Raw genomic sequence first — 16,263 nt, 5'->3', positions numbered from 1 at the left:
CAACCCGAATCGAGCGTGTGGACGAAATCGAAGTCAGCACGGTGGTCTACCTGCCTCCAGCGGAAGTCTACGACTTTCTTATCGACTTTCCGCGATACACCCGCTACTCGAAGCACCTCCAGGACGTCCGCCGTCACGGCGACGGCTCTCCGGGCACGGAGTACGACCTGCAATTTTCGTGGTGGAAACTCTCCTACACCGCCCGCTCGCGGGTGACCGAGGTGGACCCACCGAACGAGATTCAGTGGGACATCGTCAAAGACATCGAGGCGACGGGCTACTGGCGTATCGACGAAATCGACCCACCCGATGGCGAAGACCACGCCTGCCGGGTCTGGCTCTACGTCGAGTACGACCCCCACTCCGCCCACGTCGGCGCGCTCAACCTGCCCAGATTCGTCTCGTTCGACTGGGTCGTCAGAAAGGTCAAACCGCTCATCCTCAAAGAAGCAGAACGCGTCGTCGAACGAATCGTCGCCGACATCGAAGGCCGACGTCGCGAGGTCGAACTGACGATTCACCAACCGCCCGACGCTATCTGATCACTCGTCGATTTCGTAGTTGCCGCCGTACTTCATGAAGAAGTAGACGAACCCGAGCACCGTAGAGAGGCCGATGGTCGTCGCGATGCCGATGGCCTTCGCGCTGTCGGGAATCGGTGAGACCGCTCCACCGCCTGCGGGGGCCGCACCGGACTCGTTGATGACGATTTCGCCGACCATGCCCGAGGCCTTGTGTGGCTGGCAGTGGTACGCGTAGGTGCCGAGTTCCTCGAAGGTGAACTCCGTCTCGAAGCCCTCGTTTTCGAGCGATTCGTGGCCCTCCCAGCTGGAGCCGGGCTGGCTGTCGACGACGATGTTGTGATTGTCCGATTCCCAGACGAATTTCACGGTCGTCCCGGGCGATGCGTAGAGTGGCTCTTCGGTGCCGGGGCTGAACACGAGGTCGCCACCGGGGCCGACGGCAACCTCTTTGCTCCCGCCGCCACCGCCACCACCACCGCCCGAGGAACTGTTGTTCCCGGAACCGCCTTCTTCCTGTGCGCTTGCGTTCCCCGCAGCGCCGGCGACCGCTGCGGACCCTGCGGCGGCCTGCAGGAAGCCCCGACGGCTCACCGCCTTGTCAGATTTGTCACTGCTCATGCGCGGGGCTAAGAACCAGCCCGTACTCAATACTTTGGTTCGCGTTCGCCATTCCTTATAAATGACCGGGCGGGAAGGTGGACAGTCAGTCTATAGTGAGTAGTCGTGGTCACCAGTTTCCGAATCGAGGAATGCGACAAGCAGGTCGATGGTCGCGGCGACGTCCCCGTGGTGGGCGCACTCGGCGACGGTGTGCAGATAGCGCGTCGGAATCGAGAGCGCGCCGACCGGCTTCGCACCGTGGGAGTTCTGTAGGCCACCGGTGTCCGTGCCGCCCGCGGGCAGGATTTCCAGCTGGAAGTCGATGTCTGCGTCCTCGGCCACGCGGCGCATGCGACGGTGGACCTTCGGGTTCGTGATGACGCTTGAATCTTTGAGTTTGATAGCCGCACCCTCGCCGAGCGTCGTGACGTAGTCGCCGGGCTCGAAGCCGGGGACGTCGTTCGCGACGGTCACGTCGAGCGCGAGCGCGAGGTTCGGGTCTAAGTCCACGCCGAGGGCGGTCGCTCCGCGCAGGCCGACCTCCTCCTGGACCGTCGCCGCGAAGTGGATCGTCACGGCGGGGTTCTCGATGCGGCGGGCAGCTTCGAGCATCGCGAACAGGCAGACGCGGTCGTCGAGCGCTTTGCCCGTGATGTTGTTGCCGACCACCGTCGTCGTCTGTTCCATCGAGACGAGGTCGCCGACGTTCACGCGCTCGCCGGCCTCTTCGCCCGAGAGCCCGAGGTCGACGTACACGTCCTCGACTTTCGCCTCCTTTTCCTTCTGGGCGTCCGTGAGCGTGTGTGGCGGCACAGAGCCGATGACGCCCGTCAGGTCGCCGTCCTCGGTGTGGACGGCCACGCGCTGGGCCTTGAGCACGGACGCGTCCCAGCCGCCGAGGGCGTCTAACTGGAGGAAGCCCTCGTCGGTAACGTGGCGGACGATGAATCCGATTTCGTCCATGTGCGCGGCGACGACGACTTCGTAGTCCGTCCCACCTTCGATGGTCCCGACGACGTTGCCCATCGCGTCGGTCTGGATGCGGTCGACGCTCGCCTCGAATTCCCGACGGACGATGTCACGAACCTCGTCCTCGTAGCCGGGCACGCCGTGGGCCTCGGTGAGTTCTTTCAGGAGCGGGTAGTCGAACGAAAAATCCGGAGTTGCGGTCATGCCTACTCGTCAGGGCCGACCGACTATAAGGCCTAGACGTTTCGCTCGACGACGAACCGGGTGAAGTCAGCGAGCAACTGCCCCGTCTCGGGGTCTACGTCAACCTTCGCCAGTTCCTCGCGGGCGGCTTCAGAAAGCGCGAGTGCCTGTTCGCGTGCGTACTCGACGCTCCCCGTTTCGAGGAAGATGTCGAGCACTTCGGCGATTTCCTCCTCAGTGTTCTCCTCGGCCCAGAGAATCTCTTCGAGGCGGGCGACGGCTTCGGGGTCTGCCGTCTCCGCTGCGTGAATCACCAGCAGCGTCTTCTTGCCCTCGCGGATGTCGTTGCCGAACTCCTTGCCGAAGTCGCCGCCGTCTTCTAAGGCGTTTTCGGCGTCGAGGATGTCGTCGCCAATCTGGAAGGAGATACTCATGCGCTCTGCGTAGGCGGCGAGGTGGCGTTCGACCTCGGCGGACTGACCCGTCACGATGGCGGCGAGGCGGGCGACGATGCGCCCGAGACACCCCGTCTTGCACGCACACATCTCCAAATACTCGGGTTCGCCGACGCGAATCTCCTGTTCGTTGTGCCAGTGAATGTCCATCCCCTGACCCAGATGCGTGCGGTTGAGTTCGTACATCAGCATCTCGTAGGCGGCGAGTCGTCGCTCTGCGTCGAGGTCAGCCGGATTGTGGGTGAGAATCTTCAGGGGGAGGAAGTACATCGCGTTGCCCGCGTTGAGTGCGATGTCTTCGCCATAGACGTGGTGGAGGGCAGGCCCGTCGCGGCGCAGTGTTGCGCCGTCTTCGACGTCGTCGACGATGATGGTCCCGTTGTGGAGAATCTCCGGAATCACCGCGTAGGGGAGGTACGGCTCCGGGTCCTCGCCGAGTGCCTGGACGAGCAGTACGAAGATGACCGCACGCCAGCGTTTGCCACCGCGGTCGAGCAGCTCCCAGAGCGGCGTCGAAAGCGCCTGCTGGAGGGCGACCGAGTCGTAGCGGTAGGTCGGTTCGCCGAAGAACTCCTCGAGGTAGGCTTCGTCTACGTCGCGGGGGAGGTGTCGGGCAATCTCGTCGTCGATAATCGGGCGCCACTCCTCGAGTACATCCCGCATACTGTGGTCAGTGGCAGTCGCGGAATAAAGTTCTATTCCCAGGGGAACCCGATGCCCCTATGGCCCTGTGCTGAGTCTCTTCGGCTATGACCGACTGGATCGGCGAGACCTTCACCAGCACCGTCGGCTGGGACCATCTGGAAACGCTCGTAGACATCGGCAACCGACAGGCCGGCAGCGTCGGCGAGCGCGAGGCTGCAACAGCCACGCGCGACGCCCTCGAAGCCGCCGGCGCACGCGACGCCCACCTCGAGGACTTCCCGATTCAGGGCTGGACGCGCGGGTCGAGCAGCATCGAAGCCGGCGACACCACCCAGCGGTGTATCGCCCTCCCACACAGCCCGAGCGGCGAAGAAACCGCAGAACTCGTGGACCTCGGCTACGGCCTCCCCGAGGACTTCGAAGACGCCGACGTCGAGGGGAAAGTCGTCATGGTGTCGACGAACGTGCCGAGCTGGTACGAGCGGTTCCCCCACCGTCGCGAAAAGTACTACCACGCCGTCGAGGGCGGCGCGGCGGCCTTCGTCTTCAGAAACCACGTCGAGGGCGGCCTCGCCCCCACGGGAAGCGTCGGCATGGACGCCGCGCCCATCGGCGAGATTCCTGCCGTCGGCGTCTCGAAAGAGGTCGGCGCACGCCTCGCCCGCCGGTTCGACGGCGAGGAAGTGACCGTCGCCGTGGAAGCCGACATCCACGACGCGACGAGTCAGAACGTCCACGCAGACCTCGGCCCGGACACCGAGGAGGCAATCCTCGTCACGAGTCACGTCGACGCCCACGACATCTGTGAGGGCGCGATGGACAACGGCGCGGGCACGGCGATGGCCGTTGAACTCGCCCGGACGCTCGCGGCCCGCGAGGGCGAACTCGACACCCGCGTCCACTTCCTCATCTTCGGCGCGGAGGAAGTCGGCCTCGTCGGTGCGAGTTACGCCGCAGAGCGCATTGACCACGACCACATCAAAGCCATCCTCAACAACGACGGCGTCGTCCGCGGGCGCGACCTCAAGTTCTACACCCACGGCTTCCCCGAACTGAAAGAAGCGGTGAACACGATTTCCGAGCGATTCGAGCACCCGATGACCGTGACCCCGCGCCTCGGGCCACACTCTGACCACTGGGAGTTCGTCCAGTGGGGCGTGCCAGGCTACCACGTCACCTCGGAGACAGGCGAAGCGAGCCGCGGCTGGGGTCACACTCGCGCCGATTCACTCGACAAACTCGAAGTGCGAAATTTCCGCGAGAGCGCGATTCTCCTCACCGAACTCGCCGTCCACCTCGCGGCAGACGAGTTCAGCGTCGCACACCGAGACCCCGAGGCCATCGCAGCAGACCTCGAAGCCGAGAATCTGGACACCGCCCTCAAACTCACCGGTGACTGGCCGTACTGAGTCCGATTCGTTGTCGAATCCCGCAGTCTTTTGGCAGCCCGGTGCGTGATTTCAGTCAATGACTGGTCGCAGGCGTCCGTGTCTGGAGGTGGCGGTGTGAAAATTGGCGTGCTCACACAGCCGCCGGTCGACGACACGCTCGCCGAGGCCATCGCCGCAGCCGGCGGCGACCCCGTCTCCGTGACCCCAGATACCCTCTCTGCGGTGGACGCAGTCGTGACCGTCGGGGAAGCCCAACTGCTCGCACTCGCCACCGAGTCGCGGTCGGTTCCCATTCTCCCGATAGACGCGGCCCCAGGCGTCCAGACCGTAGACCGGACAGACGCGACAGCCGCCCTCGAACGACTCGTGACTGGCGAGTTCGAAACCCAGCCCGTTCCACTGCTCGAAGCCACCGTCGGTGAGCGAACTGTGTGCGCGCTGCGCGACGTGATGCTCGTGACGACCGAACCGGCCCGTATCTCGGAGTACGCCATCGACAGCCACGGCGAGCGCGTCGCGGCGTTTCGCGCAGACGGCGTCGTCGTCGCCACGCCCGCGGGCAGCCACGGCTACGCGCGCGCTGCGGGCGGGTCGGTGCTCGCACCCGGCGAACAGGTGAGCGTCGTCCCCGTCTCGCCGTTCGCCATCGACATGGACCAGTGGGTGCTCCCGATGGCCGGCCTCTCGCTCTCGGTGGTGCGCGACGAGGCGGAAGTCGAATTACTCGCCGATACACGCCATGAGATGGTGGTTCCGCCCGGGACGACGGTTTCTATCGCCCCGAACGGCACGCTTCCGGTCGCGGTCGTCACAGAAAGCCGCCCCGCGCTGACCGCCTCATCGGCCCGGTAGATTGGAAAACTTCTAATGGGTAACGGACTGAATGACGCGTATGCAAACCCTAGCGATGTTTGGTCCGCTTGACACCATCCTCGCTCCCATCATCCCGTTCGTCGTGCTCGGGCTCCTGGTGGCGAACATGGTGACGCGGGTTCTCGCACACCGTTCCTACGTCAAACAGAACAACGAGGGCGGCGCAGAGTCCATCACCCGCTCTACGGTACACACCGCGACGACGTTCCTGCTCATCCTCGCGACGTTCTACTACCTGACCGTCGATTCCTACGCCGGCCTCGTCTCCGGCGTCCTCATCCTCGGGATGGTCGTGAGCGACTTCTTCGAGTTCGAGGCACGGCTGGTCGAAGCCCGCCGCGAAGTCCCACTCGACACGCCAAAGAGCGCGATTGCCGCGTCCGTCCTCGCGCTGCTGTACGTCGCCTTCCAGACGCTGTTCTTCATCGTCGAACCGTTCTGGCAAGCAATCGTCGGCTAATCGGGTACCCGCTTTTTCGTTTCTCACTACCCTGAGCGACGGCGCTGTGTTACTCCGACGGCGCGGTTGGTACGCAGTAGCTCCCGATTGCCTCCCGCAGACAGCGCTCTAGCGTCAGCTCCCCCCGTCACACCACTCGACGCAAACCCCATACTGGCTGCCCGTCTGAGCTACTCGCCGTGTGGCCGAGGAGAGTCTGCCTCGTGAGAAGAGATCCGTGAGACAGCCACTGTGAGCGTCCGGCAGCTCGCTCGTGACCACGTGGTGCGCGTAGTCGCCATCACGAGCCACCGCGCTGCAGAACCAGTCCCCATCGCTCGACGAGCCGATGGCTCACCGGACGAGCACAAAGAGAGAAAGACCGTGTTATTCTGCCTTCGCGCGCTCTGCGCGAGAGGCGCGATACTGGTTCACTGCCGGGATGATGACCCAGAAGGTGAGCGCGCCGAGGATTGCGAACCAGAAGAACGCGTCTCGGAGGTAGACGGCCATCGTTCCGTACAGGTCGAGTTCCTCCGGGGTTGGTCCAACAAGTTGGGCACCCTCGAAGTGGGGCGTGTTGTACCACCCTGCGAGCACCATCCAGAGGAGGCCAGCACCCGTGAAGATGCCAAGCCCCTTCGCGAATTCGTCAGCCATTATCTGCAGGTTCGTCGGCGTCGTCTTTAGACTTTCCCATTCCCTGAGCGCGAAACCGCGTCGAGAAGGCGTAGACGACGGCCCCGAGTGCAATCAATCCGATACCCGCGAGCGCGATGGGGACGTTCACCTCCTCTGCCGACAGCGACGACTGCTGCGTCGCCACGTCGAGGACGAGAAATCCCCCGACGACGGCGAGTACTGCGAACAGCGTCGAGAACACGGTGACGGTCTTGTACAGGCGAATCGGGACCTCGATGTCCCGTGCGCGTCGCTCTTCGGACGCTGACTCCGGCGATGGCTCATCGGTTGGTGGCATTGACAGAATGTGAGTAAACCGGGTTACCGCGGCGGCCGCAGGCGGTAGTACCGGCGGTTGAGTTCGAACATGTAGCCCTCGCGCATGGCCTTCAACACCGCGTAGGTGATGAAGCCGGCGACGAACGGCACGAGGAACGTCAGGTCGAACAGCAGGTTCGCGTCCATCGGGACGAGGTTCTTCACGGAGAGGACGCTCACCGTGAACGCGAACACGACGCCGAATACACCGACGGCAGCCCAGAAGGGCTCCTCGACGGGACGGCGTGCGCTGCCTTTGTTCAGGAACGGGACGATGGCGATTACTCCGACCACGACTAGGTTCGCGACCACACCGTAGGTGCGGTCTGCCATCAACTTCGTCCCACCGAGGATGGCGAGGTCAGGGTTGAGCGGACCGAGCTTCAGCAGCCCGAACGACCAGTAGAGATACCAGTCGGGCAGGATAATCGCCGGCGTGGTACTCGGGTTGGCCGGCGGGCCGATGTGTGGTGGGAGCGTCGCCGAGAGGAACAGCAACATCCCGCTGAAGAACGCGACCAGCGAGAGGTTCCGAATCATCTCGTGGGGCCACGCGGGGAAGCCGAGCACGTCGCGTTCGACGTAACTCGACGCCATGCGCAGGTCCTGGTCCTCGCGGCGGGCGCGCTCGAAGTACTCGTAGGTCAGCCGGGAGAGACCCTCGGTGCGCTGTTTGCGCTCCAGCCACGTTGGCGTCTCATCGTCCGGCGGGACGATGCCAGTGCCGTCGGTTCTGACTTCCGTGTCGTTGTTGTCGCTCATGGTCTTAGTGTGGCTCTGCGATACCCTGCATCCAGACGATGCCGATGTGGAGCGCGATGACCGCGGTCACCACGAACGGCAACAGGAAGACGTGCAGGATGTACATTCGCTGGAGCGTTGCCTGCCCGAGGGTGAACCCACCGAACAGGAGCTGTGCGGCCCACTCACCGATGAGCGGGATGGACAGGGCCATCTCCACACCGATCTGGCCGGCCCAGAAGGCAAGCTGGTCCCACGGGAGGAGGTAGCCGGTGTACCCGAACACCAGCGTCAGGCTGATGAGGATGATGCCGATAATCCAGTTGAGTTCACGCGGTTCCTTGTACGCGCCCGTGAAGTAGACACGGAGCATGTGCAGGAACACGGCGGCCACCATCACCTGGGCGGACCATCGGTGAATCGACCGCAGCATGAACCCGAAGTTCAGGTCCTGCATGATGAACACGATGGAGTTGTACGCCGTCGAGGGGTCGCCCGCCGTCGCGGGGGCGTAGTAGAACCCGAGCAGCGCGCCGCTTATCGCGGCGGCCACGTACGCCAACGTCGAGAAACTCCCGAGGGCGTACAGCGGGTACCAGTACCAGAATTTGTTGTCCAGATTGTACTGCTCGGTGTGGGACTTTGGCATCTGCATGTTGACCTTGTAGTACAGGTCTTCGAGCAGTTCCAGGTAGTCCACGAGCCGCAGGCGCTGGTCGAGCCAGATGAGTACCGTGAGGTACGTCTGCTCGACCGTCGTCAGGTCGCGTTCGCGCATCCACGCGCCGTGGTCCATTTCGTCTTTACGTTCGAGACTCATCGTTAGTTATCCGGGCGTGGCAGTGCCACGAATGATTTCTTGATCGTGCTGAACGGGTCGTACACCGACTGGTGGCACTGACAGTACACGCGGTCCTCTGCGCCGAACTTCGAACTGTCGCCGAACGCCTTGAACGCGGGCACACAGCAGAAGTGCGTACACTTGTCGAGCCAGGCGATGAAGCCCTCGGCGGTGGAGGCACGCAGCCACTCTGCGAACTCGCCCTCGCCGCTCTCGACTTTGTCGAGGATGCGCTTGCTGCGGAGCACCTGAATCGGAATCTGCTCCTGTGGGCTCACGCCTTCGGAGCGCCACGTCCCCATGGCCGGTTTGCCGAGGCCGCTCGCGCCGATGCCGTTGCCCCACGACTCGTAGTCCTGGAAGTCGTCGATGTGGATTTTGTCGCCGCCAGAGTAGGTGCTCGATTGCCACTCGTACGGGGGCGACCCCGTCGAGCGGAAGAAGTTGTCCTGGTCTGCCGCTGGTTGGATGCCGGGCAGTGACTGGGCTCCGCAGTACTGGAACCACTCAGAGGAGTACGTCTCCCCACCGAGTTCCATCTCCGCGACCGTGATTTCTCGACCCTGCACCGTTCGCGTCTCTGGCTCCGGCCAGACTCCCTTGATGAAGCCTTCGGAGTCGATTTCGATGGGTATCTGCGGCATGCCACGAGGCGCGGGGCCGTCCGTGTTCTCGATGCCGAGATACTGTATGATACCACCACCGGCACCGGTCGGCGCGGTCGCCGAGTTGAGTGCCGCGACCCCGCCGGTTCCGACGCTGGCGAGAGTCGCACTCCCGACGACGCCCTTGACGAAGCGCCGTCGGCCTGATTCAGTTGGATATTTGTCGTCGTCTACTGGCATAGGTTACCTCTTGTAGTATGGATAGACTGCGCGTTTGATGCTCTCCCACGGACCCTCGTCGGAGAAACCGGAGCCATACATGTCCTCTTCTTTGATGTAGAGGTCCTCCCACTTCCGACGCCGTTTCTTCACAATCATGACGTCAGGGAGGAACTCCTTGCGGTAGAGCATGAGAATGAACGCGAGGTCGATGAAGATGACCGACAACACGCCCCCAAGGAACATGCTCCCGAGCCCGGTCTGGTCTGCCGACGACCAGCCGGTAAGCAAGCCAAACACGAACAGGCCGACGAACGCGACTTCGATGACCGTCAGCAGGACGATTGCGATTGCTGCGGCGGTGCTCTCGCGGGCTGGTTCGTAGCGGTGGATGTCACCGTAACTGCTCTCTGATGAACTCATGGGTTAGTTACCTCCCTTCGCGTGTGGCGATTCGCCGTATTTGAGCAGGAAGAACGTGTAGATGAGCGAAACGACGAGCATCAGAATCGTCGCGATACCCACGAAGTGCGCCTGAATCGGCACACCCATCTCTTCTGCGTCGATTTCGACTTCACCGCCCGTTGGCGGTGCACCCGACTCGTTGACGATGATTTCGCCGACCATGCCGGAGGCCTGGTGGGGCTGGCAGTGGTACGCGTAGGTACCGGTCGTCTCGAAGGTATGTTCGTATTCGAACCCCGAGTTTTCGAGTGGTTCGTGGCCTCCCCAGTTCGCGCCGTCGGGTTGGCTGTCGACGACGATGTTGTGGTTGTCCGACTCCCAGACGAACGTCACGGTCGTCCCGGGCGATGCGTAGAGCGGTTCGTCGGTGCCGGGGGTGAACACGAGGTCACCACCGGGGCCGACGGTGACGGTTTTCGAGCCGCCACCGCCGCCACCGCCGCCGCTGCCTCCGTCCGTGCTGTTGTTGCCCGCTCCTGGCGTCGTCGTTCCCTCGCCAGAGGAGCTATTGTTGGAGGATGTGGGCTCCTCCTGGGCCACAGCGGGGGCAGCGCCGACGACGGCGGTACCGCCTGCAACACCGCTGGCGGTCAGTAGAAAGTCCCGTCGCTTCATGTACGGTTGGGACTCAGTACCCGGTTTGTATAAACCCACCGAATACGGGTGTCGGGGCCTATACATCGGGGTGTAACATTGGCGCAGAAACACCACCATGAGGCGCCGGAACAGTCAACCATTCGACAATAGCGTGTGAGTCCCCTCACGAGGAGGTGTTCTCTGAGCGTTCCGGTTCGGTGGTTCCGTCCAGTTCTCGCGCCCGGCGCGCTGCCTGCAAGCGGTCCCGCCATTCTGCTGGCAGCGATTCGGGGTAGGACCCCGATTCGACGTCGAGCGACCGCAACCGCTCGCGATACTCCTCGGCCCGGAACCGGTCTGAGAGGCGGGCGTTCGCCACGATAACCGAGAGGAAGAAGCCGAAGGCGACGAAGCCGAGTCCGACGATGATGGTGAGCAGGATGGCCCGACCGACGGGGAACAGCGTCAGTTCGCCGACTGGCGTCCCGCAGACGAACCCGTCACCGCCCGGAGCGGGCGAACAGAATCGTGGGAGCAGCGGGTCGTAGATGAACGGCCCGACGAGGAGGACGAGCCCCGCGAGCAGGTTCAACCCGCCGACGGTGAGCAGTATCGTGTTGCCGAGTTTGCCGGACCCCTCGCGGACGTCCTCGGGCCGGGGAAGTGCTCGTCCCTCAGGAGCGACGTGCGGCTCGTAGTCGTCCATCGCACAGAGGGCGACGGTGGGCTTTACGTCCCGGAGCACCGTCCCGCTCCCCTCGACGCTGCCGTCCGAGTAGACGACGGCGTATCCCTCGTCAGAATAGGCGAGCAGGCACTCTTGCCCGTCGTCGCGGACGCGCTGGACGCGGGCGAACACCTCGCGGACGGCGATTTGCCAGCGAAGGTCTGACTCTACGCGGGCGAGGAGCTCTTCGCCCGTAATCCACGAATCTGCGTCGAAGGCAACGTCCCACTCCTCGGGCGTCATCTTCGCCATGTCCGCGGGCCCGAAGTTCTCGAAGTCGTACTTCTCTTCGACCCGTCTGCGGAGTTCCTCTACTGACGGTGCCTCCTCGTCCGCCGACGAGGAGTCCTGCGTCTCGTCGGGTTCGTCGGCGCCCGTGGAACGAGCATCTCCCATTTCCGTGAAAGTTAGGCGTCGACCGGTAAACGCTTTCCGAACCCCCGTTCCAGCGGCTGGTTTCGCCACGTTTTAGCGCGTCGCGTCGCTACGAACGGTAATGCTCGGCCTGCCGGATGCCACGATTGCGGCCGTGGCTGCCCTCCTCGTGACGCTCAGTTTTCCGTTCTACCTCTACGGCGCGTGGATAATGATCGACGCAGAAGAGGTGACGTGGGGCGTTCTCACCTACCACCTCAAATTCATCTTCGTCGGGCTTACGCTGAACACCGTCCCCGTCGTGTTCTGGATGGTTCCCCGCCTGTTCGAACAGTTCGACGGCTTCGCCGCGTTTCACGCCTTCCTCGGCCTGCAAGCCTACGCGATGCTTCTCTTTGCGCTCACGGGTATCGTCCGCATCTTCCAGGCGAAGTACAAACACAACCTCTACCACGACTACGACGAGAACGTGTTGCTCTCTGAAATCGGCTCGGAGAAGATGGACTTCTGGCGTAAACGCCTTCGAATCGGCGTCTTCGGCTACGTGATATTCTGGATTTTCGCGTGGGTCGTCGGGATGGCTCGGTTCGTCACGAAGTACCAGTTATTCTGAGTGGTCCGGTTCACACCCCGTCCGCGAGCGTCAATCCGAGGTAGGAACCGGCGACCATGTTGAGAAACTGCTCTACAGCCTCACGCGGCGTTCCGATTGGAAAAATTTCGAAGAGAGTGAGGTCCACGACGAGCGCCACGAGTGAGACGACACAGACGAACCCGAACCGCCGCAGGCTGACCCACTCGGAGGCGAGCACCCGCGCTGGTACTGACATGGATGAGTAGTTAGCCGGTTGACACGGACCGGGAAAACGGTTCTGACTTACCAGGGTTCGCCCTTCGCCAAATCGACTTCCCGATCGATTTTCGAGGATGGACAGATGTCTTCGAGCACACACTCCTCACAGTCCGGATTGATGGCCGTACACGTCGCCCGGCCGTGGCTGATGAGCAGGTGGGTGAAGTTCTGCCAGTCCTCGCGGGGGATGATGGGCATGAGGTCCTGTTCGATGTTCTTCGGACTCTTTTCTTCGGTAATCCCAAGTCGCCGAGAGATGCGCTGGACGTGGGTGTCCACGACGATGCCCTCCACGATGTCGTGGCCGTGCTGGAGGACGACGTTCGCGGTTTTCCGCCCGACGCCTGCCAGGTCGGTCAGTTCCGACATCGTGTCTGGAACCTTCCCGTCGTGAAGTTCCAGAATGTCCGCACACGCACTGCGGATGTACTTCGCCTTGTTGTTGTAGTAGGTGATAGAGGAGATGTCGTCTGCGAGTTCTTCCTGGTCTGCGTTGGCGTAGTCCTCGGCGGAATCGTACTTTGCGAACAACTCGCGGGTGACCTTGTTCACCCGTTCGTCGGTACACTGCGCAGAGAGCATGACCGCAATCAGGAGTTCGAGTCGGTTCGAGTAGCGAAGCGAAATCGTCGTGTCGGGGAACTCCTCGTAGAGGCGGTCGAGCACCTCTTCGGCCTGTTCCTCGCGCGACGAAAGCGGCGTTCCCATGCTCGAGGAGAACGCCCAAAAACAATTGAGTGATTCGGTTTTGTTACCAGAGCACCGCCGGCCAGACGAACATGAACAGGAGCATGATGAGTCCCGTGAGGACCGCCGTCATCACGACGTTCAACACGATGCCGGCTTTCATCATGTGTTCTTGTTTCATGTGCCCCGACCCGAACACGATGGCGTTCGGCGGGGTGGCCACCGGGAGCGCGAACGCGAACGAGGCGGCGATGGCCCCACTCACCGCGAGGAAGATGGCTGCCTCCGGTTTCGCCACGCCGAGCGTCCCCGCGAATACGCCCCCGAGGGCGATGAGGATGGGGACGATGATGGCGGAAGTGGCGGTGTTCGAGGTCATCTCCGTGAGGAAAATGACGAGCAAGACGATGGCCCCGATGACGATGAGGATGTTCGTGCCGACGAGTTCGTTGAAGATGCCGCTGACAATCCACTCCGTTGCGCCCGTGTCTGCGAACGCCCCAGCGAGCGCAATCCCGCCGCCGAACAGGAGGATGGTCCCCCAGTCGATGTCCACGATGTCGTCCCAGTCGACGGTGTCCGCGAGGACGAGCGCCGGGATGGCGTAGAGACCGACCATCACGTAGTAGAGCAGCCCCTGGTGGCCCTCGACGCCGAAGATGGTCATGCCCTCACCGCCGAAGAGCGTGGTGAACACGGCCGGTGGCAGGAGGGGTTCGAACAGCAGGTCGAGACCGCCGAGCACCCACAGGAACGCCGTTGTGCCGAAAATCCACGCGACGCGGCGGCCGCGAGTCGAGAGTGCGCCTTCCTCTGCGAGATACTCCGCTGCCTTGCGGCGTGCGGCGCTCACGTCTTCGACTTCCGGCGGATAGAGATGGAAGGTGAGGAGGTACCAGACGAGCGGCAGCGTCACGAAGACGATTGGAATGCCGATGACGAGCCAGTCGAAGAAGGTGATTTCGTAGCCGAGCAGTTCCTTCAATTGCCCGGCGACGATGGCGTTCGGCGGCGTGCCGATAAGGGTGCCAACCCCGCCGACGCTGGCGGCGTAAGCCGTCCCGAGCAGCGTGGAAATTTGCATATTTGAGAAGGCCTTCGCGTCGTCGGTCTGCTCCTGAATCTCCTCGCGGCCGATGACCTGGGTGAGGACACCGACCGCGATTGGCGTCATCATCGCCGTCGTCGCCGTGTTCGACACCCACATCGAGAGGAATGCCGTGGCGAGCATGATGGCGAGAATCAACAACCGGGCAGAAGAGCCCATCTTCGCCATGAGCCAGAGCGCGATGCGCCGGTCGATATTGTACTTCTGGAGCGCGTTCGCGAGCATGAACCCGGCGATGAACAGGAAGATGAGGTGGTCTGCGAAGCCTTCCAGTGCCGGGTCGATGTCGTTGTAGACGCCGAAGGCGGTGAGCAACACCGGAATCGACAGCGCCGTCACGGGGAGTGGCAGCGCCCCAGTAATCCAGAGCGACCCCGCGAAGAACATGGTCGCGATGGCGTATTGCCCGCGGATGGTCAGCCCTTCGGGATTCGGGGCGAGCGCGATGAGCGCCGTCCCGAGGACAGCGATGCCAAACAACGTGACGCGTCTGCGCGAGGCGTTAGCACCCGATTGTATCATTGATACACCGCCTCATACCAAACAATGATATTTAACAATTGTCTTACGGAGTTACACGATAGTCGTAAAACTAACTAATCGCTGCTGATACGTCAACAAATGTGTGGAGAAAAACAATCAGAAGTTCGACGTGAGTGCGCGAATCTGATCTGCGGACAATTCCGTGCTGTACAGCGAAAACAGGGCTTCGCGCCGAGAGCACGAGAGTCCTCGACTCCCGCCTTCGAGCATCGAGACGTGCGCCTGGAGCAGGTCGTCTACGCGCCGCTCCACCTCGCGTTGCTCGAATCCCGCCGCCGTCCGCAGGAGTCGCCACGCCAGTGGCGAGATTTCGTCGACATCGACGCCGCCCTCCTCGGCCCCTCGCATTGGTGGAACTCGCACAACCTGACGCAAAACAGTTACGTATCAGTCAGGTCACCGCGGACGACAGAGCGGAGGAATTAAGCGCGCTTCTCCCACCTCACGAAGTATGAAAGCGACGGCGAAAGCCCACCCGATTCAGGGGCTCGTCAAGTACCACGGGATGCGAGACGAGGAACTCAGACTCCCGTATCACGACAGTATCAGCCTCTGTACCGCCCCGAGCCACACGAAGACGACCGTCGAATTCGACGACTCGTTAGACGCGGATCGCTTCCGCGTGGACGGCGAGGACATCACCGGGCGCGGCGCAGAGCGCATCGAACAGGTCGTAGACCACGTCCGGTCGCTCGCCGGTATCGACACCCGCGTGCGCTTCGAGAGCGAGAACAACTTCCCGAGCAACGTCGGCTTTGGCTCCTCCTCTTCCGGATTTGCCGCCGCCGCGCTCGCCGCCTGCGAAGCTGCCGGCCTCGACATGACCCTCCCCGAAATTTCGGCAGTCGCCCGCCGTGGCTCCTCCTCCGCTGCCCGCGCCGTCACGGGCGGCTTCTCCCACCTCCGGACGGGCCTCAACGACGAGGACTGTCGCTCAGAGCGCATCGAATCCGACTTAGAAGGCGAAGTGGCCATCATCGCCGCGCTCGTCCCGGCCTATAAGGAGACCGAAGAAGCGCACAAGGAAGCCGCAGACAGCCACATGTTCGACGCGCGGATGGCCCACATCCACGGCCAAATCGCCGAGATGCGCGACGCCCTGCGCGCGGCTGACTTCGACCGCGTGTTCGAGACGGCAGAACACGACTCGCTGTCGCTCACCGCGACGACGATGACCGGCCCCGCGGGCTGGGTCTACTGGAAGCCGGACACACTCCGCGTGTTCGAAACCGTCCGCGAACTTCGCGACGACGGCGTCCCCGTCTACTTCTCGACCGACACGGGCGCGAGCGTCTACGTGAACACCAAACCCGAATACGCAGACCGCGTCGAGGAGGCCATCGCCGCCCTCGACATCGAGACGCACGTCTGGGAAATCGGCGGCCCGGCCCGCATTCTCGACGAATCCGAAGCCCTGTTCTAGCATTTTTGCGTCTGGGGGTTCT

21 protein-coding genes are annotated in these 16,263 nt (G+C 62.9%); 6 read left to right on the top strand and 15 right to left on the bottom strand.

The window, feature by feature from the left end; translation table 11 throughout:
- Positions 1–17: 17 nt before the first annotated feature.
- Entirely contained in the window at positions 18–542 is a 525-nt protein-coding gene (locus P0648_RS07300) for an SRPBCC family protein (RefSeq protein ID WP_276247924.1), read from the top strand.
- Here the strand turns inward: P0648_RS07300 and P0648_RS07295 are convergent, their stop codons facing one another.
- The 3 genes from P0648_RS07295 to P0648_RS07285 all read right to left on the bottom strand — a co-directional run bounded on the left by P0648_RS07295 (position 543) and on the right by P0648_RS07285 (position 3,394).
- Positions 543–1,142, bottom strand: coding sequence for a plastocyanin/azurin family copper-binding protein (locus P0648_RS07295; protein ID WP_276247925.1), 600 nt, complete (start codon positions 1,140–1,142; stop codon positions 543–545).
- 90 nt (positions 1,143–1,232) lie between these two features.
- On the bottom strand, positions 1,233–2,297 hold the full coding sequence (locus P0648_RS07290; RefSeq protein ID WP_277505764.1) for a M42 family metallopeptidase: 1,065 nt from the start codon (positions 2,295–2,297) through the stop codon (positions 1,233–1,235).
- Positions 2,298–2,329: 32 nt separating this feature from the next.
- A complete protein-coding gene (locus tag P0648_RS07285) occupies positions 2,330–3,394 on the bottom strand; it encodes a polyprenyl synthetase family protein (RefSeq protein ID WP_277505763.1) in 1,065 nt (354 codons plus the stop codon).
- Between the two features lie 86 nt (positions 3,395–3,480).
- Here P0648_RS07285 and P0648_RS07280 point away from each other — a divergent pair, with 86 nt between their 5' ends.
- From P0648_RS07280 to P0648_RS07270, 3 genes are all read left to right on the top strand, one after another.
- Positions 3,481–4,785: a M28 family peptidase gene (locus P0648_RS07280; protein WP_277505761.1), complete on the top strand. Its 1,305-nt coding sequence runs from the start codon at positions 3,481–3,483 to the stop codon at positions 4,783–4,785.
- A 96-nt stretch (positions 4,786–4,881) separates the two neighbouring features.
- Positions 4,882–5,619 carry an ATP-NAD kinase gene (locus tag P0648_RS07275; protein WP_277505759.1) on the top strand — a complete coding sequence of 246 codons (738 nt, stop codon included), beginning with the start codon at positions 4,882–4,884 and terminating at the stop codon, positions 5,617–5,619.
- Between the two features lie 40 nt (positions 5,620–5,659).
- A complete protein-coding gene (locus P0648_RS07270) occupies positions 5,660–6,100 on the top strand; it encodes a hypothetical protein (RefSeq protein WP_276247930.1) in 441 nt (146 codons plus the stop codon).
- Between the two features lie 366 nt (positions 6,101–6,466).
- On the opposite strand, the gene P0648_RS07265 is transcribed toward P0648_RS07270, so the two are convergent.
- The 8 genes from P0648_RS07265 to P0648_RS07230 form a co-directional block, all read right to left on the bottom strand.
- The gene (locus P0648_RS07265; protein WP_276247931.1) at positions 6,467–6,739 is read right to left on the bottom strand and encodes a hypothetical protein; all 273 of its coding nucleotides are present in this window, start codon (positions 6,737–6,739) and stop codon (positions 6,467–6,469) included.
- Positions 6,732–7,058, bottom strand: a complete 327-nt coding sequence (locus tag P0648_RS07260) for a hypothetical protein (protein WP_276274413.1) — start codon at positions 7,056–7,058, stop codon at positions 6,732–6,734. Before P0648_RS07260 ends, P0648_RS07265 begins: the two co-directional genes overlap by 8 nt.
- A gap of 23 nt (positions 7,059–7,081) precedes the next feature.
- Positions 7,082–7,840, bottom strand: a complete 759-nt coding sequence (locus tag P0648_RS07255; RefSeq protein WP_276247933.1) for a cytochrome bc complex cytochrome b subunit — start codon at positions 7,838–7,840, stop codon at positions 7,082–7,084.
- A 4-nt stretch (positions 7,841–7,844) separates the two neighbouring features.
- Complete coding sequence (locus P0648_RS07250) at positions 7,845–8,639, bottom strand: cytochrome bc complex cytochrome b subunit (RefSeq protein ID WP_277505755.1); 795 nt, start codon at positions 8,637–8,639, stop codon at positions 7,845–7,847.
- Positions 8,640–8,641: 2 nt separating this feature from the next.
- A complete protein-coding gene (locus P0648_RS07245) occupies positions 8,642–9,505 on the bottom strand; it encodes a ubiquinol-cytochrome c reductase iron-sulfur subunit (protein ID WP_276274414.1) in 864 nt (287 codons plus the stop codon).
- A 3-nt stretch (positions 9,506–9,508) separates the two neighbouring features.
- Complete coding sequence (locus tag P0648_RS07240) at positions 9,509–9,907, bottom strand: hypothetical protein (protein ID WP_276247936.1); 399 nt, start codon at positions 9,905–9,907, stop codon at positions 9,509–9,511.
- 3 nt (positions 9,908–9,910) lie between these two features.
- On the bottom strand, positions 9,911–10,564 hold the full coding sequence (locus P0648_RS07235) for a plastocyanin/azurin family copper-binding protein (RefSeq protein ID WP_276247937.1): 654 nt from the start codon (positions 10,562–10,564) through the stop codon (positions 9,911–9,913).
- Between the two features lie 145 nt (positions 10,565–10,709).
- A complete protein-coding gene (locus P0648_RS07230; RefSeq protein ID WP_277505753.1) occupies positions 10,710–11,648 on the bottom strand; it encodes a hypothetical protein in 939 nt (312 codons plus the stop codon).
- Between the two features lie 100 nt (positions 11,649–11,748).
- Between P0648_RS07230 and P0648_RS07225 the strand changes: the two genes are divergently transcribed.
- Entirely contained in the window at positions 11,749–12,240 is a 492-nt protein-coding gene (locus tag P0648_RS07225) for a hypothetical protein (protein WP_277505752.1), read from the top strand.
- A 10-nt stretch (positions 12,241–12,250) separates the two neighbouring features.
- Here the strand turns inward: P0648_RS07225 and P0648_RS07220 are convergent, their stop codons facing one another.
- The 4 genes from P0648_RS07220 to P0648_RS07205 all read right to left on the bottom strand — a co-directional run bounded on the left by P0648_RS07220 (position 12,251) and on the right by P0648_RS07205 (position 15,166).
- Positions 12,251–12,457, bottom strand: a complete 207-nt coding sequence (locus P0648_RS07220) for a hypothetical protein (RefSeq protein WP_277505751.1) — start codon at positions 12,455–12,457, stop codon at positions 12,251–12,253.
- 47 nt (positions 12,458–12,504) lie between these two features.
- Positions 12,505–13,188 (bottom strand): endonuclease III, encoded by a 684-nt coding sequence (gene nth, locus P0648_RS07215; RefSeq protein WP_277505749.1) that lies wholly within the window; start codon positions 13,186–13,188, stop codon positions 12,505–12,507.
- Between the two features lie 43 nt (positions 13,189–13,231).
- Positions 13,232–14,797, bottom strand: a complete 1,566-nt coding sequence (locus P0648_RS07210; RefSeq protein ID WP_276247942.1) for a DASS family sodium-coupled anion symporter — start codon at positions 14,795–14,797, stop codon at positions 13,232–13,234.
- 117 nt (positions 14,798–14,914) lie between these two features.
- On the bottom strand, positions 14,915–15,166 hold the full coding sequence (locus P0648_RS07205; RefSeq protein WP_276247943.1) for a hypothetical protein: 252 nt from the start codon (positions 15,164–15,166) through the stop codon (positions 14,915–14,917).
- Positions 15,167–15,269: 103 nt separating this feature from the next.
- Between P0648_RS07205 and mvaD the strand changes: the two genes are divergently transcribed.
- Entirely contained in the window at positions 15,270–16,241 is a 972-nt protein-coding gene (gene mvaD / locus P0648_RS07200) for a phosphomevalonate decarboxylase MvaD (protein WP_276274415.1), read from the top strand.
- Positions 16,242–16,263: the final 22 nt, after the last annotated feature.

This window comes from Haladaptatus sp. DYSN1, assembly GCF_029489995.1.
Lineage (GTDB): Archaea > Halobacteriota > Halobacteria > Halobacteriales > Halococcaceae > QDMS2.
Note: the sequence above shows the minus strand (reverse complement) of the source record. Positions and strands in the feature narration are given on the sequence as shown.

Coding starts and splice junctions, on each gene's coding strand:
- P0648_RS07265 (WP_276247931.1), bottom strand. CDS start 6,739: ATGGCTGACGAATTCGCGAAGGGGCTTGGCATCTTCACGGGTGCTGGC.
- P0648_RS07295 (WP_276247925.1), bottom strand. CDS start 1,142: ATGAGCAGTGACAAATCTGACAAGGCGGTGAGCCGTCGGGGCTTCCTG.
- P0648_RS07205 (WP_276247943.1), bottom strand. CDS start 15,166: ATGCGAGGGGCCGAGGAGGGCGGCGTCGATGTCGACGAAATCTCGCCA.
- mvaD (WP_276274415.1), top strand. CDS start 15,270: ATGAAAGCGACGGCGAAAGCCCACCCGATTCAGGGGCTCGTCAAGTAC.
- P0648_RS07235 (WP_276247937.1), bottom strand. CDS start 10,564: ATGAAGCGACGGGACTTTCTACTGACCGCCAGCGGTGTTGCAGGCGGT.
- P0648_RS07240 (WP_276247936.1), bottom strand. CDS start 9,907: ATGAGTTCATCAGAGAGCAGTTACGGTGACATCCACCGCTACGAACCA.
- P0648_RS07270 (WP_276247930.1), top strand. CDS start 5,660: ATGCAAACCCTAGCGATGTTTGGTCCGCTTGACACCATCCTCGCTCCC.
- P0648_RS07210 (WP_276247942.1), bottom strand. CDS start 14,797: ATGATACAATCGGGTGCTAACGCCTCGCGCAGACGCGTCACGTTGTTT.
- P0648_RS07280 (WP_277505761.1), top strand. CDS start 3,481: ATGACCGACTGGATCGGCGAGACCTTCACCAGCACCGTCGGCTGGGAC.
- P0648_RS07290 (WP_277505764.1), bottom strand. CDS start 2,297: ATGACCGCAACTCCGGATTTTTCGTTCGACTACCCGCTCCTGAAAGAA.
- P0648_RS07225 (WP_277505752.1), top strand. CDS start 11,749: ATGCTCGGCCTGCCGGATGCCACGATTGCGGCCGTGGCTGCCCTCCTC.
- P0648_RS07255 (WP_276247933.1), bottom strand. CDS start 7,840: ATGAGCGACAACAACGACACGGAAGTCAGAACCGACGGCACTGGCATC.
- P0648_RS07250 (WP_277505755.1), bottom strand. CDS start 8,639: ATGAGTCTCGAACGTAAAGACGAAATGGACCACGGCGCGTGGATGCGC.
- P0648_RS07220 (WP_277505751.1), bottom strand. CDS start 12,457: ATGTCAGTACCAGCGCGGGTGCTCGCCTCCGAGTGGGTCAGCCTGCGG.
- P0648_RS07285 (WP_277505763.1), bottom strand. CDS start 3,394: ATGCGGGATGTACTCGAGGAGTGGCGCCCGATTATCGACGACGAGATT.
- P0648_RS07230 (WP_277505753.1), bottom strand. CDS start 11,648: ATGGGAGATGCTCGTTCCACGGGCGCCGACGAACCCGACGAGACGCAG.
- P0648_RS07245 (WP_276274414.1), bottom strand. CDS start 9,505: ATGCCAGTAGACGACGACAAATATCCAACTGAATCAGGCCGACGGCGC.
- nth (WP_277505749.1), bottom strand. CDS start 13,188: ATGGGAACGCCGCTTTCGTCGCGCGAGGAACAGGCCGAAGAGGTGCTC.
- P0648_RS07260 (WP_276274413.1), bottom strand. CDS start 7,058: ATGCCACCAACCGATGAGCCATCGCCGGAGTCAGCGTCCGAAGAGCGA.